This is a genomic window from Salmonella sp. SAL00653 (assembly GCF_046552515.1).
Classification (GTDB): Bacteria; Pseudomonadota; Gammaproteobacteria; order Enterobacterales; family Enterobacteriaceae; genus Salmonella; species Salmonella enterica.
The window spans coordinates 98,086-112,005 of the sequence record NZ_JBGDTY010000017.1 but is presented as its reverse complement, the minus strand read 5'-3'; the positions used below and the strand labels follow the sequence as shown (position 1 = coordinate 112,005).

16 protein-coding genes, 1 tRNA gene and 1 pseudogene are annotated in these 13,920 nt (G+C 49.1%); 13 read left to right on the top strand and 5 right to left on the bottom strand.

Features of this window, described 5'->3' with window-relative positions:
• Nucleotides 1-65: 65 nt before the first annotated feature.
• Entirely contained in the window at nt 66-593 is a 528-nt protein-coding gene (locus tag ACLJRU_RS18860; RefSeq protein WP_038393981.1) for a cytochrome b, read from the bottom strand.
• 148 nt (nt 594-741) lie between these two features.
• Complete coding sequence (locus ACLJRU_RS18855; RefSeq protein ID WP_000182479.1) at nt 742-1,056, bottom strand: TRL-like family protein; 315 nt, start codon at nt 1,054-1,056, stop codon at nt 742-744.
• A gap of 681 nt (nt 1,057-1,737) precedes the next feature.
• On the opposite strand from ACLJRU_RS18855, the gene ACLJRU_RS18850 reads away from it, so the two are divergent.
• The 5 genes from ACLJRU_RS18850 to ACLJRU_RS18830 are packed head-to-tail and all read left to right on the top strand — an operon-like array spanning nt 1,738 to nt 6,523.
• Nucleotides 1,738-3,372, top strand: a complete 1,635-nt coding sequence (locus ACLJRU_RS18850) for an ABC transporter substrate-binding protein (protein WP_023234893.1) — start codon at nt 1,738-1,740, stop codon at nt 3,370-3,372.
• Entirely contained in the window at nt 3,372-4,346 is a 975-nt protein-coding gene (locus ACLJRU_RS18845; RefSeq protein ID WP_001748353.1) for an ABC transporter permease, read from the top strand. The genes ACLJRU_RS18850 and ACLJRU_RS18845 overlap by 1 nt, the downstream gene beginning before the upstream one ends.
• The gene (locus ACLJRU_RS18840) at nt 4,336-5,148 is read left to right on the top strand and encodes an ABC transporter permease (RefSeq protein WP_001539824.1); all 813 of its coding nucleotides are present in this window, start codon (nt 4,336-4,338) and stop codon (nt 5,146-5,148) included. Before ACLJRU_RS18845 ends, ACLJRU_RS18840 begins: the two co-directional genes overlap by 11 nt.
• Nucleotides 5,142-5,939, top strand: a complete 798-nt coding sequence (locus ACLJRU_RS18835) for an ATP-binding cassette domain-containing protein (protein ID WP_000950205.1) — start codon at nt 5,142-5,144, stop codon at nt 5,937-5,939. Before ACLJRU_RS18840 ends, ACLJRU_RS18835 begins: the two co-directional genes overlap by 7 nt.
• The gene (locus tag ACLJRU_RS18830) at nt 5,933-6,523 is read left to right on the top strand and encodes an ATP-binding cassette domain-containing protein (RefSeq protein WP_000947462.1); all 591 of its coding nucleotides are present in this window, start codon (nt 5,933-5,935) and stop codon (nt 6,521-6,523) included. Before ACLJRU_RS18835 ends, ACLJRU_RS18830 begins: the two co-directional genes overlap by 7 nt.
• 81 nt (nt 6,524-6,604) lie before the next feature.
• Here the strand turns inward: ACLJRU_RS18830 and ACLJRU_RS18825 are convergent, their stop codons facing one another.
• Nucleotides 6,605-7,738, bottom strand: a complete 1,134-nt coding sequence (locus ACLJRU_RS18825) for a mechanosensitive ion channel family protein (RefSeq protein ID WP_000456065.1) — start codon at nt 7,736-7,738, stop codon at nt 6,605-6,607.
• 193 nt (nt 7,739-7,931) lie between these two features.
• Between ACLJRU_RS18825 and ACLJRU_RS18820 the strand changes: the two genes are divergently transcribed.
• The 6 genes from ACLJRU_RS18820 (at nt 7,932) to ACLJRU_RS18795 (ending at nt 11,654) form a co-directional block, all read left to right on the top strand.
• Nucleotides 7,932-8,258 (top strand): four-helix bundle copper-binding protein, encoded by a 327-nt coding sequence (locus ACLJRU_RS18820; protein WP_187790666.1) that lies wholly within the window; start codon nt 7,932-7,934, stop codon nt 8,256-8,258.
• Nucleotides 8,259-8,266: 8 nt separating this feature from the next.
• Nucleotides 8,267-8,343: transfer RNA gene (locus tag ACLJRU_RS18815), tRNA-Arg, on the top strand.
• A 111-nt stretch (nt 8,344-8,454) separates the two neighbouring features.
• Nucleotides 8,455-9,102, top strand: a complete 648-nt coding sequence (zinT, locus tag ACLJRU_RS18810) for a metal-binding protein ZinT (protein WP_023234894.1) — start codon at nt 8,455-8,457, stop codon at nt 9,100-9,102.
• 108 nt (nt 9,103-9,210) lie between these two features.
• Nucleotides 9,211-9,999 carry a cryptic aminoglycoside nucleotidyltransferase ANT(3'')/ANT(9) gene (aadA, locus tag ACLJRU_RS18805; RefSeq protein ID WP_011264269.1) on the top strand — a complete coding sequence of 263 codons (789 nt, stop codon included), beginning with the start codon at nt 9,211-9,213 and terminating at the stop codon, nt 9,997-9,999.
• A gap of 144 nt (nt 10,000-10,143) precedes the next feature.
• Nucleotides 10,144-10,737 carry a helix-turn-helix domain-containing protein gene (locus ACLJRU_RS18800; RefSeq protein ID WP_023236556.1) on the top strand — a complete coding sequence of 198 codons (594 nt, stop codon included), beginning with the start codon at nt 10,144-10,146 and terminating at the stop codon, nt 10,735-10,737.
• A 68-nt stretch (nt 10,738-10,805) separates the two neighbouring features.
• Entirely contained in the window at nt 10,806-11,654 is an 849-nt protein-coding gene (locus ACLJRU_RS18795) for a MerR family transcriptional regulator (RefSeq protein ID WP_000190267.1), read from the top strand.
• A gap of 254 nt (nt 11,655-11,908) precedes the next feature.
• Here ACLJRU_RS18795 and ACLJRU_RS18790 read toward each other — a convergent pair whose 3' ends face one another.
• Both ACLJRU_RS18790 and ACLJRU_RS18785 read right to left on the bottom strand, forming a co-directional pair.
• Nucleotides 11,909-12,157, bottom strand: a complete 249-nt coding sequence (locus ACLJRU_RS18790) for a biofilm/acid-resistance regulator YmgB/AriR (RefSeq protein ID WP_000208086.1) — start codon at nt 12,155-12,157, stop codon at nt 11,909-11,911.
• A gap of 78 nt (nt 12,158-12,235) precedes the next feature.
• Nucleotides 12,236-12,390 (bottom strand): annotated as a pseudogene (locus tag ACLJRU_RS18785) (hypothetical protein).
• 82 nt (nt 12,391-12,472) lie between these two features.
• Here ACLJRU_RS18785 and ACLJRU_RS18780 point away from each other — a divergent pair.
• Nucleotides 12,473-13,018 (top strand): chorismate mutase, encoded by a 546-nt coding sequence (locus tag ACLJRU_RS18780; protein WP_000617984.1) that lies wholly within the window; start codon nt 12,473-12,475, stop codon nt 13,016-13,018.
• A gap of 196 nt (nt 13,019-13,214) precedes the next feature.
• Nucleotides 13,215-13,853: a leucine efflux protein LeuE gene (leuE, locus tag ACLJRU_RS18775; protein WP_000457190.1), complete on the top strand. Its 639-nt coding sequence runs from the start codon at nt 13,215-13,217 to the stop codon at nt 13,851-13,853.
• The last annotated feature ends 67 nt before the right edge of the window (nt 13,854-13,920 follow it).

Genomic DNA, 13,920 nt, shown 5'->3' with positions numbered 1-13,920 from the left:
GATAGCGCTGGAATAATAATGCCTTGCCCGGCGTGCTCTGTCACGCCGGGATGGCCGAATAGTCATTATGTACCGGGTAACATCCTTGAAAATGTATCGTCTTTTTGTATGTAATGGTGAAACAACGCCGCTGCTGCATGCATAGCAATCAGGAAATAGCCGATATTGGCCAGCATTTCATGAATACGCTTTATATCCGATTTTAGGGTGCTATCTGGCGTCAAAAATACCGGTACAGTAAAACCAAAAAAGCTCCAGCTTTTCCCGCCTGATGCCATCATCGCGACGCCCAGCAGCGGTAAGGCGAGAAAAGTGAGATAAAGCGCGATATGCATTAATTTAGCGGCTACGTGCTGCCAGTGAGGAGGGGGAGGCGTAATGACCGGATCCGGGTATTTGTGTTTAAGATATAACCGTAAAAACATCAGCGCCCAGACCAGAACGCCCATATCATAGTGCGTGTCTTTCATAAACAGGTAAACGCTGGAGCCTTTTGGCGCCCACCCCCGTAACTCAATAGCAGCATATGCGATGCCTGTCAGGAGCAGTGTTAACCAGTGAAGCGTTATTTGCAGTCTTGAGAAATGTGCCATTATTATTATCCTTTATTAACAACTGCTTGTAGAGTATGCGTAAAATCTTAACAGAACCTTAAAGCGGGGGCTGAGTCGCAAGGAACAGACAGAGATAGCGGCACGTAAAATGGGATAAAAAGCCGGCGGCATCGCCGGCTTACTGTTGTTATTGTCCTCTTACGACAACACAGGTTTTACCATAAAACGGATATGAACCTGTAGTTTCATAATCAACACTCGACACTAAAGAAATATCGCCCGCTTTTTTCGCTGAATCAATAGATGCGTCGCCGGTATTTACAATACCCAATACCGTTTGCGCACACGCTTTACCGGTTTTGGTTGCCGGGAGACTCGTGGCAGTAATTGGCCCTTTAACATCCGTATATAAGCCAATCCCTGTCGGTGATGGTCCTGTAGCACACCCCGTTAAAAGAGAACCAATAAAGATAATTGAAAAAATGTGTTTTTTATTTGTCATGGGATTAGTCCATTATAAATTAATAGAAAACTTACCGTCCGAAAATGTCCGGACAGTCATTTAAAAAGTGGTGTATATTAAATATGCGATATTACTCTTTGCACCCTCCTGTTGATGTCGTACCTGACGGACAAATATCCGTTGAAGCCGGATATATTCCCCATGCCGTGTTTTTATAACTTGTGCATCCTGTCAGCAATGAGAACAGTACGGCTAAAAAAATCATCACGAGCCCTGGCGGCGTTAACATTTTTCGGTTGGACTCCATAGCATGTCATTTCATCGGGTTGCCATATGACTGGCGTTCTGCTGGTAAGTTTCATTAACGCCCGGTTCGTTTAATATTGGTTTAGGTTTAAAGCCAGGAGGCGCTAATTACGATACCTTCTTACGTTTCAGTACTGACTAATAATGTTGAGAAAATGAACAGCGTCGGGTGGGAAGACGCAATACAGAATAGAAAGGAAATAAGAGAATAAGATGGCGTTAATTAACCCGGTATTCCTGGCGTCATTTCCCTTGCGTTTTATCCCCGTCAAAAGCGGCCTTTAGCTCACGTTGGCGCTCCCGACGTTTGTGCGTATGATGTTTTTAAAAGATCGTCATACTTTCTGTTCTGCGTCAATTTTTTCATTACAAATGCTCGCCATAATGCCGTCCTCAGGAGGTCTCCCGACGTTTATGCTGCGCCGGGAGAAACAAAAACAACGCATAATCTGGGACAAATTGATGATTAAAGGCAAACTGGCGCTCGTGACGTGCGCGCTGACTCTGGTATTCACTTCGTCGCTTTTCGCCGCGTCGGACACGGCAGACGGTCGTACCCTGAAGCTGGCCATTGGCCCTGAGCCAACGGAAGGCTTTGATCCTATGCTGGGCTGGAGCCACGGCAGCTACTTATTGCTTCATGCGCCGTTGCTTAAGCAAAACGCCGACATGAGTTGGGGTAATTTACTGACGGAAAAAGTGGATACCAGCCCCGACGGTAAAATCTGGACGCTAACCTTAAAGCCCGGGCTGAAATTCTCCGATGGCTCGCCATTAACTGCCGAAGATGTCGTTTTTACATACAATAAAGCGGCGAAGAGCGGCGGTAAAATTGACATGGGCAATTTTAGCCATGCGCGAGCGCTGGACGCACGCCGAATTGAGATGACGCTGAGCCATCCGCAGAGCACCTTTGTGAATGTACTCGGGTCGTTAGGGATTGTTCCGGCCAGCCGTTATGATGAAAAAACGTTCGCCCGCGAACCGATAGGCGCCGGTCCGTACCGACTGGTCAGCTTTCAGCCGGGTCAGCAACTGATCGTTGAAGCTAATCCCTGGTATGCGGGTAAAAAGAATGACTTTAACCGGCTGGTTTTTGTCTTTCTGGATGAAGATAATGCTTATGCCGCCGCGCGCAGCGGACAGTTAGGTCTGGTGCGCATTGCCCCTTCTATGGCGGTGGCCCCGCAGCAGGATAATCTTAAACTCTGGGTACGCGATAGCGTTGAAAACCGGGGCATTGTCTTCCCGATGGTGCCTGCCGGTAAAAAGGATGCTAACGGTTATCCTGTCGGCAACGATGTGACCGCTGATGTCGCTATCAGACGCGCAATTAACTATGCCATTAATCGTAAGCAACTGGCGGAACAGGTGATGGAAGGCCATGCGATACCCGCCTATAGCGCGGTGCAGGGATTGCCGTGGCAAAATCCTTCAGTGATATTCAGCGATGGCGATATTGCAAAAGCGCGCGCCATCCTGGAAGAGGCTGGCTGGAAGATAAACCGTGCGGGCGTGCGTGAAAAAGCAGGTAAAGAAGCTCGTCCGACCTTATGGTATGCCAGTGGCGACAGCACCCGACGGGATCTGGCCGAGGCGGTGCGCGCCATGTTGCAGCCTTTAGGCATTGTCGTCTCGTTGCAATCGGGAAGCTGGGAAACTGTAGAGCGCCATATGCACGCTAACCCTACGCTGTTTGGCTGGGGAAGTCTGGACCCGATGGAACTCTTCCATCACTACAGTGGGAAAGCCGCTGGTGTGGAATATTATAACCCGGGCTATTACAGCAACCCTGCGGTAGAAGCACATCTGAAACAGGCTATAGATGCGCCTGACTGGCAAAAGGCGATTCCTTTCTGGCAGCAGGTTGAGTGGGATGGAAAGCAGGGCGCGGGCGTCCAGGGCGATGCGGCATGGGCATGGCTGCTTAATATTCAGCATACCTATCTGGCCAACCCCTGTATTGATCTGGGAAAAGGCGCGCCAGAAATCCACGGTAGCTGGTCGGTGTTAAACAATCTTGATGACTGGACCTGGACCTGTCGGTGATGAAATTGTTCTTCAGTCATTTTTTGCGGCTGATTATTCTGTTGGTGCTGGTGGCTGCCGGCACCTTCATTTTGCTTAGCTTTTCGCCCGTTGATCCTATCCGTGCTTATATTGGCAACGATCTGCTCCATGTTCCGCCAGAACAATATGCGCGGATTGCGGCGCGCTGGGGGCTCGACCAGCCGCTGTGGGAGCGTTTCGGTCACTGGTTTTGGCGTTTGCTCCAGGGTGACATGGGGTATTCCATGCTGTTCAACATGCCTGTCGCCAACGTGATCCGGGAACGTTTTGCAACGTCATTCGCGCTGCTGGCAGGCGCCTGGCTATTGTCTGGTGTGTTGGGCGTGACATTGGGTTTTCTGGCCGGACGTTTTCTCTACCGCTGGCCGGATAAGATGATTTGCCGTATCAGCTACTTATTGTCATCGTTGCCCACTTTCTGGATAGCAATGCTGTTGCTGGCGCTGTTTGCCGTCCGCTGGCCGGTATTACCTGTTTGTTGCGCCTGGGACCCCGGAAATAATGCAGGAACAGCTCTTTTATCGGAACGCTTACGCCATCTTGTGTTGCCGGTATGTGCGTTAAGTCTGTTGGGCATGGGGCAAATTGCGCTGCATACGCGAGAAAAAATAGCCAGCGTAATGAAGAGCGAATTTATTCGTTTTGCGCGCGCTCAGGGGGATAAAGGATGGTCGCTGTTACGTCACCAGGTGTTACGTCATGCGATTACCCCAGCACTCTGTTTACAGTTTGCTTCTCTGGGAGAACTGATGGGGGGAGCGTTACTGGCAGAAAAAGTCTTTGCGTATCCGGGGCTGGGACAGGCCACTATCGATGCCGGCCTGCGTGGCGATGTCCCGCTACTCATGGGGATCGTTTTATTCTGTACGCTATTAGTGTTTGCCGGAAATACGATTTCAGCCTGGCTTGTGGTGGTGCTTAATCGATCGCTGGAGCGTCCCGATGCTCTATAATTCTGCCCCGACGTTGTTTCGTCTGATCCTCTCCGTTACCTGTCTGCTGTTTATTGCCGGATACGGTTATGCCACGTTGAGCCAGCCGCCAGAGGTTAATCTGCTTGCCCGGCATCTGTCGCCTGATATCCAGCACTGGTTTGGCACCGATAATCTGGGGCGTGATGTATGGCTTCGTTGCTTTCAGGGGGCCTTCACCAGTTTACAAATTGGCGTTGGCGCCGCGCTGTGCAGCGGCGTTATCGCGCTAGTGATGGCGGCAGTGGCGCGCATTCATCCCCGGCTGGACCTCCTGATGCGGCTGATAACCGATGCTATGCTTGCCATGCCGCATTTACTTTTGCTGATCCTTATCTGTTTTACGCTCGGCGGCGGTAAAAGCGGCGTCATTGCGGCCGTGGCGTTAACGCACTGGCCCCGTCTGGCGCTGATTCTGCGCGCCGACGCGGAGCGGGTAGCGCAGAGTGACTACCTGACATTGACCTATCGTCTGGGGCATGGACACCTTTATTGCTGGCGATATCACTATTTTCCGGCGCTATTGCCGCAATGGTTGACGGGAACGTTATTGATGTTTCCTCATGCGGTATTGCACAGCGCGGCGTTAAGTTTTCTGGGGTTTGGGCTGGCGCCGCATGAGCCTTCGCTGGGGCTGTTGCTGGCGGATGCGTTACGGTTTATTAGCCATGGAAACTGGTGGCTGGTGCTGTTTCCCGGCCTAATGTTATTCACGCTGGTGATGCTCTTCGATCAGTTTGCGCGCGCCATTCAGCGGCTGTGGCTAAGGAGTGACGTATGCTGAGTTTACAACAGGTTACGCTGGAAAGTGCGCGTTATCGCTGGTATGGCGCGAGACGCTGGTCGCCGTTATTACAGAATGTCTCTTTTGATATCGCGCCCGGCGAAATGGTGGCATTGGTTGGCGGCAGCGGGGAGGGCAAAAGTCTGCTGCTGCAATGTCTGCTCGATCTGCTGCCGGAAAATTTACGCTTTCGGGGGGAGATTACGCTTGATGGCAACCGGCTGGACAGACATACCATCAGGCAGCTTAGAGGCAATACGTTTAGCTACGTGCCGCAGGGGGTACAGGCGCTTAATCCCATGCTGAATATCAGAAAACATTTGAACAGAGCATGTCATCTGACCGGACGCGCCTGGGATGAGACGCAAATGGTACAGCTATTACAGCAAAGCGATCTTGCACCGACAGTCCTGGAGCGCTTTCCCCGCCAGCTCTCCGGTGGGATGGCTAAACGAATTCTGGCGTGCCATGCCTCGCTTAGCCAGGCACGTTATATTCTCGCGGATGAGATCACCGCCTGGCTTGATACGGCACTGGCAAACCAGTTGCTTGAGCACTTGCGAGGTCTCTGCGAGCGGGGATGCGGCGTGCTGTGGGTGACTCATGACCTGCTGCTGGCGGCGCGGTATGCCGATCGCATTGTGGCGCTGCATCAGGGTTATATCACGGACAATATCCGCTGCGAGCAGTTACAGCCGGAAGAGATGAGTGAGCCGTTAAAACGGCAATGGCAAGCATTGCCTGAACTAAACCCGTTATTTATGCCGACCGGAGAGGGAATAGAATGCTAAGCTGCCGCGACCTCGTTATTCGTCAGGGCGGGAAAGTCTTATGGCAGAACCTGACGTTTACGATTTCTGCCGGTGAACGGGTAGGAATTCATGCGCCAAGCGGAACGGGGAAAACAACGTTGGGGCGCGTCCTGGCCGGATGGCAAAAGCCGACGGCGGGCGACGTTCTGCTGGACGGCAGCCCGTTACCCCTGCATCAGTATTGTCCGGTACAGCTTGTTCCCCAGCATCCTGAACTGACGTTTAATCCCTGGCGAAGCGCCGGAGACGCTGTGCGTGATGCCTGGCAGCCTGATCCGGAAACGATGAGGCGTTTGCATGTGCAGCCCGAGTGGCTGACGCGTCGGCCAATGCAGCTCTCAGGCGGGGAGTTGGCGCGTATTTCGATACTGCGCGCGCTTGACCCACGAACGCGTTTTCTGATTGCCGACGAAATGACGGCGCAACTCGATCCGTCTATTCAAAAAGCGATATGGGGATACGTGCTTGAGGTGTGCCGCAGCCGTTCATTAGGGATGTTGGTGATTAGTCATCAGTCTGCGCTACTTGATCAAGTCTGTACCCGCCATTTACAGGTGGAATAGCCGCAAGTCGTTTCTCCGCATTGCCGTGTCGCCGTTAACGCACCGGGAACCCATGGGTTCCCGGTATTGTCGGCAGAGATTTTACTGCATGACGCGTTTATCTGCGTTTTTTGCATCAGCGGTATTACTGTAGTCCCTGGTCTCTTCAACCTGTACAGGGGCTCTGACGACCAGACTTGGCAGCGCCAGTTCGATATCATTCTCAATGAGTTTTTCAATAATACGGATATTTATCTCTTGCTGAATATCCATGTATTTATTGTAATCCGCGGTATTGACGATATGTACCACCTCATAGGTCAGCCGATCCTGACCAAAGGCCAGTAGATGGGCGCGGTCGAATTGTGTTTCGCCGACATCGGTAATAATCTTTTTCACCATATCGCCGATGAGGCGTAACTTTTCCGGCGGTGTCGCAGTGGCGACGCCAAAAGTAAACACGATACGACGCGTTTGCATCCGCTTATAGTTGTGTATGGTTTGCTGCAACAACTGCGCGTTCGCACAAACGATCTGTTCGCCGCTGAGGCTACGGATGCGAGTGGTTTTCAAACCGATATGTTCAATCGTACCGGCTACATCATTAAAGACGACGAAATCGCCGATCTCGAAGGGCTTATCGAAACCAATCGACAGCGAAGCGAAGACATCGCTCAGAACGGTTTGTACCGCCAGGGCAATAGCAATACCGCCCACGCCGAGGCTTGCTACCAGTGCGGTAATATCCACGCCGACGTTCGCCAGGATGGAGAGCAGCATCATAGACCAGACGAGCACGCGCAAAATCATACCAAGAATGACTAACGTCACCGGGTTTTTATTGGAGCCTGGGGCATACAGTAAATGACGCATCCATGACTGCACGCCCTGATCAAGCCAAATCGCCATTTGAATCGCAACCACTAAAAACCAGGCGTGAGAGAGGGTGGAGAATAACCGGTCGGGCAGGGCGACAAAGCGCAGGCTAAAGAGAAATGCGGCAAAAAAGATGAGCATCTTACTGGTCTTTTTCAGCATCTCGAAAACAATAGGCCGCAGCCGCCCATGAGCATCATCCTTTTTATCCGGGCGTTGTAGCGCTTTATAGACCACATTGAGTAGCCAGTTGATGAGCCAGTAAGTAATGAGGGTGACGAAAAAAACGACCGCCAGATTGATCCAGAACGTCGTTGACATCAGCATCGCAACGATATTTAGTCGTGCTAAATACTCCATTTTACCTCCGATGAAAAGCAGATGAACATTACAGTATAGACGTCACATCACGGAGGCCGATTTCCGGCTTTACTATTGCTGTTTTATTCAGCACTTTTGTTCAAAAAGTATGAAAAAGAGGGGTAGCCGTTTGGCTATCCCGGCGTTTCTGTGCAGACTTATCTACTCCTCTTAATAAAATAAGGAGTCATTTATGCAACAAGAACATCGTGAGTGTATTGAGCAGTGTTATGAATGCGCGGCGGCGTGTGATATCTGCGCCTCTTCTTGTCTGCGTGAAGATAACGTCGAAATGATGAAGCACTGCATCCAGTTAGATATGCAATGTGCGGCCATTTGTCGCCTGGCGGCGCAATTTATGGCATTGGAAAGCGAGTACTCACAAAAATTATGCCGCCTGTGCGCGGATATCTGCAAAGCCTCCGCCGAAGAGTGTGCAAGGCACGATCACGACCATTGCCAGAATTGCGCGCGGGCATGCAGCCAATGCGCAGACGCCTGCCTTAAAATGGCCGCGTAATTTTTCTTCCGCCATTAGCTCAACCGGATAGAGCATAGAGCTTCTACCTCTAAGGTTCGGGGTTCAATTCCTCGATGGCGGACCAGTTGATATCAAAAAAGGCCACCTGCGCGGTGGCCGCTGAGTTTCTGTTGAAATAAATGCAATGTTATAATATAACAATCATCTTTCTAAGAAAGATGAGGGTAACGTTTTGGTGATTCATTTAAAAAAACTGACAATGCTTCTGGGAATGCTGTTGGTAAATAGTCCTGCCTTCGCGCATGGTCATCATGCTCATGGCGCGCCGATGACGGAGGTTGAGCAAAAAGCGGCAGCGGGCGTGTTTGATGACGCTAATGTACGCGATCGCGCGCTCACCGACTGGGATGGTATGTGGCAATCCGTCTATCCTTATCTGGTCAGCGGCGAGCTGGACCCTGTCTTCAGGCAAAAGGCGAAGAAAGACCCGGAGAAAACGTTTGAGGATATTAAAGCGTATTATCGCAAAGGATACGCGACGAATGTTGAGACGATCGGCATTGAAAATGGCGTTATAGAATTCCATCGCGACAATAACGTTGCATTCTGTAAATACAATTATGCCGGCTATAAAATTCTGACTTACGCATCGGGTAAAAAAGGGGTGCGCTACCTGTTCGAATGTAAAGATGCGAATAGCAAAGCGCCTAAATATGTTCAGTTTAGCGATCATATCATTGCCCCGCGCAAATCGGCGCACTTCCATATCTTTATGGGAAATACCTCGCAGCAGGCATTGTTGCAAGAGATGGAAAACTGGCCTACCTATTATCCTTATCAGTTAAAGGCGAATGAGGTCGTTGACGAAATGCTACATCATTAAGTCTGATTGCAATGTTAAAAGCTCGCTATGAATAGCGGGCTTTTTTTCTGCCGTTATGCCATATTTCTGGCAATCAATATAAAAAATACCTGCGCCCCCGGAGCAACGATGACGCTGTCCATACCGCCCTCGATTCAATGCCAAACGGAAGCGGCGTGTCGCCTGATTACTCGTGTCACAGGCGATACGTTGCGTGCTATTCATTTATATGGTTCCGCTGTCGCGGGCGGTCTGAAGCCAAACAGCGACATTGATCTGCTGGTGACAATATGCCAGCCGCTGACGGAGGCCCAACGCGCAACGCTGATGCAGGAATTGCTGGCGCTTTCATCGCCGCCGGGGGCGTCGGCAGAAAAACGCGCTCTGGAGGTCACTGTCGTGCTTTATTCGCAGCTGGTTCCCTGGTGTTTTCCACCTTCCAGGGAAATGCAATTTGGCGAGTGGCTAAGAGAGGACATTTGTCAGGGGATTTATGAACCAGCGCAGCAGGACTGGGACATTGTGTTACTGATAACCCAAATTCTGGAAACCAGTATACCGCTAAAGGGCGAACGCGCGGAACGGCTGTTCACGCCAGCCCCTGTGGCGCAGTTGCTGAAGGCCTTGCGTTATCCCCTCGACCTTTGGCAATCCACGGCAGATGTGCAGGGAGATGAGTATCATATCGTTTTAACCCTGGCGCGTATCTGGTATACCCTTTCTACCGGGAGATTTACCTCTAAGGATGCGGCGGCTGACTGGCTGTTACCTCAGTTGCCAGAAGAGTATGCTGCTACGTTGCGTGCGGCGCAGCGTGAATATTTAGGTCTGGAGCAACAGGACTGGCATATTTTGCTGCCTGCGGTCGTACGCTTTGTGGATTTTGCGAAAGCGCACATCCCCACGCAGTTCACATAAGATGCCCCAGGACGTCTGTCAGGTTGCGCAAACGGCGTTCCTCAACTACTACTTAATAGGTTCTCATCGCTGAAGTAAGCAGATGATCTTATGCGGGCCATCGAATGGATATTCCCACATGGCTCTCGTTTTGTTGAGGTGGATATGACTGGTTCCGCATCATCTGTTTTAAAGACAGATACAAGACTATTGAGCGAAAACCTGTTTCTTAATTATGGTCTGGAGTCCTTATTTAAGGACGTCGCAATAATAGCTGGCAACGTAAATTATATTATTTTTGATATCGACGATTACTACACCGTACAGCAGTATATTACTTCCACATTTAAAACGGTACTCATTGGAATTGTTACCCATAATGAATATAACTTTATTGATGAACATCATGCTATATATCGAATAAAGGTCGATGCCTCTATTGCTGAGTGGCGTGAGTTACTGATTTTGGCCGCTGCTGGTCAATTTTTTCCCAGGTCAGAGAAAGTCAGATTAACGGCGAATGAAAGAAATGTTTTGGCGATGCTTGTTAAAGGAATGGATATCCGACAAATAAGCTGTGAGCTAAATGTACATTTAAAAACTATTTACTCAGTACGCTACCATGTTCTGACTAAATTAGGTTGTAGAACAGTTCTGGATTATCAAATACTGTCCGTCTCTAAAGCTTTTATGCACTGGCTTACAATAAATAATGTTGATAATGTAATTTTCCGTGTAAATAGTAAGGTCATTGCTTAATAATGATTTGCTTCTGATGGCGTTTAGGTTCACTATGCTTTCTTACATCATCATGAGGCCAGACAGGCATGGCTACTTTTAGTATTAGCGCAATGGCGGCGCAGTGTGGTGTCACAACAGCAAATATCAGGTCCTGGGAACGCTATGGCCTGCTTCAACCTACCAAAGATGAAGCTGGCAATCGTTTTTATTGCATAGAAGATGCTATCAGAATACAGCATATTATCGACGCGTTAAGCAAAGGCTTTTCATTAAAAGAGATTAAACCTGCCCTCTATGGTGAAGAAACGCATTGCCGCTCGGGATGGTTATTCTACCAGGAAGAGATTTTAGCGCAGTGTAGAAAATTCGAACCCGCCAAATTGCGAAAATTACTCTGGCGTTATGGTCGGGAAATTCCGCCGTGTATCGTCATTGAGTCAATACTGCGTCCTTTACGGCTGTGGTTGTCCGCAGGCGATGATGATGCACGCCGATTTGAAAAGGCATTACTGAATACTGCGATTATTGAATACGCCACGTTCCAGCTAAGTAGCGTACGAAAGGCGCCAGCAGGCACAATGCTTATTGCTGCGTTTTCGCTGAACGACCCCATTGAGCTATGGCTGGAAACGATTAAATATTGTAGTGAAGGTATGCGAGTTGAAGTCATCCCCTGGCAGGCGCCGATGCCCGATCTTTTATCAACGTCTTTCGAGCATATTGTTCTGTGGCATGATGAGACATTAACTCCCGCGCAGGAAAATCTTATTCAGGCTTTAAAAGAATCGGGTAAATTTAGTCTTCATGTGAAAAATGGCTCATGCTTAACATTACTGCCAGCCGTATATCGGCAGCATGAGATGCCGGAAAGCATGCAGCATGTTGCACCGCAAATCCATGCAAACGGCTACGAAAAATCAGGCACCGCACGTTGAGGCATCTGCATTATTAACGAACAGGGGAGGAGTAACCCCCTCCCTTGTTTATACCCTTCATACTTCAAGTTGCTTATGTGTTGGCTACGGATTACTCGGCCCATCCATGGGCCTCGCCCTGACGGGCCGTCGCAAGCGACGTTCAAATCTGCTCCCGGCAGATTTGTCGTTCACCCCAGTCACATAGTTATCTATGCTCCTGGGGACTCACTCCCTTGCCGCCTTTAAGCAACTCGAATTATTTTGGGTATATATTAGATGTCGTCAGGTGTCTGAAACAAAACGGCTTCTAAGGCATTACGGTAAATATCAAGCTGCACTACGTCTTTTTCTGTTTCCAGTTTTTCAATAAGTTTGGCGATGATATCCTTATTTGAGACATGCTGCTGCGATTGCAATAGTTCGTAAGTAATTTCCTGAATAGCTCGCTGTTCACATAACATATGTGCAGAAAAAGGATTGCCAGTACTATTTTGTTCGTTGACTAGTGTAATGGTAGTCATATTTCACCATATTCGATGTAAATTGAAGCCGATCTCCCTGAGCGGGGGAGAGAAATTAGTGACCTATTAAAGTTAGACCTATATCATAAAACTGTAATAAAAAATCATATAAACGTGATGCGCATCACATTTCTGTGATTTGTTGTATATTTTATACACTTTAAGTGAAGGTGAAGATTCCGCAGAATCAACGGCCTGTTCTTTTTATCACTCCAGTTTAAACGAATAAGCATTAATACCAATCTGTAATAATTACTTAATGTTATCTTAATAAAGGTAAATTACTGTCAGGCCTCCGTAAAAGGAGGTTGATTAATGATTCGTCATATCGCCATTTTTCTTTGTTCTTTATTGATGTGCAGCACCACTTTTGCCGATTCGGTAACGTCGGTATCGCTTGGCGCACTCTTAACCGCGCTCAATGAACGCATGTTATTAATGAAAGATGTGGCTGCTTATAAAATGAAGCACCATCTGCCGATAGAGGATTTCACGCGTGAACAAAATGTTTTTGCCGAGGCTGAAGAAGAAGCGAAAAATAACGGTCTGGACCCGCATTCGATAACCCCTTTTATTCGTTCGCTAATGGATGCCAGTAAAGCGATACAGTACCGCTATTTAGCGCAGTGGCGAACCGGCCCAGAACCCTCCTTTCCGATACAAACCTTGTCGGTCACCCGGCAACGTATTCGACAACTTGATAATCAAATGTTGATCATTATCAGCCAGCGTCTGATGGTCGGCGCTTTCAGCCATGAGGATATGGTGTGGCTGAGAACGCACTTTAATGCGCCGAATCTGAATGAGAGCGATATCAGTGATGTGTTGGCATCTCTGTCTTTGGTGCGACGCGCGCGTTAATTCCCCATGAGGAAACGTGGGCCACTACCTGGTGATTGCCTGCGGGGGGCGCGATACAAGAACGTTTTTGGGTGATGTGGATATAAGCGTGGCGGAATAGCGGCTGGAGAGACGTGGTTTCGCTTCCCATCTTCCGGTGCATTCGTTAGCATACTGTTTCGCAGCTAAGCGTAAATGTTTTCAGGAAGAGGTTAATGTGTTCGCGGAGTATGGTGTTCTGAATTATTGGACGTACCTGGTTGGGGCGATTTTTATCGTTCTGGTGCCGGGGCCGAATACGCTTTTTGTGCTTAAAAACAGCGTGGGACGCGGGGTTAAAGGAGGATATCTTGCCGCATGCGGCGTGTTTATCGGCGATGCGATATTAATGTTTCTGGCGTATGCGGGCGTGGCGACGCTGATCAAAACAACGCCGGTTCTGTTTAACATTGTTCGCTATCTCGGCGCGTTTTATCTGCTCTACCTTGGCGCAAAAATCCTTTACGCCACGCTGACCTCAAAAGGGCGTGCGGCGACGGAAACGGTAGTTCCTTTTGGCGCTATTTTTAAGCGTGCTTTAATTCTTAGCCTGACGAATCCTAAAGCCATACTTTTTTATGTTTCCTTTTTTGTGCAATTTATTGACGTTACTGCGCCGCATACTGGCGTGTCATTTTTTATTTTGGCCACCACCCTTGAAATCGTCAGTTTTTGCTATCTGAGCTTTTTAATTCTTTCTGGCGCTTTTGTAACCCACTATATTGGTACCAAAAAGAAACTGGCAAAAGTGGGCAATTCTTTGATTGGCCTTCTTTTCGTCGGATTTGCCGCCCGGCTGGCAACGCTCCAGTCTTAACCACCTGGACCCGTCGTCAACGGCGGGTCATTGCTCTCCTTTCGGTTTTATTGCGTGGAAAATAGCA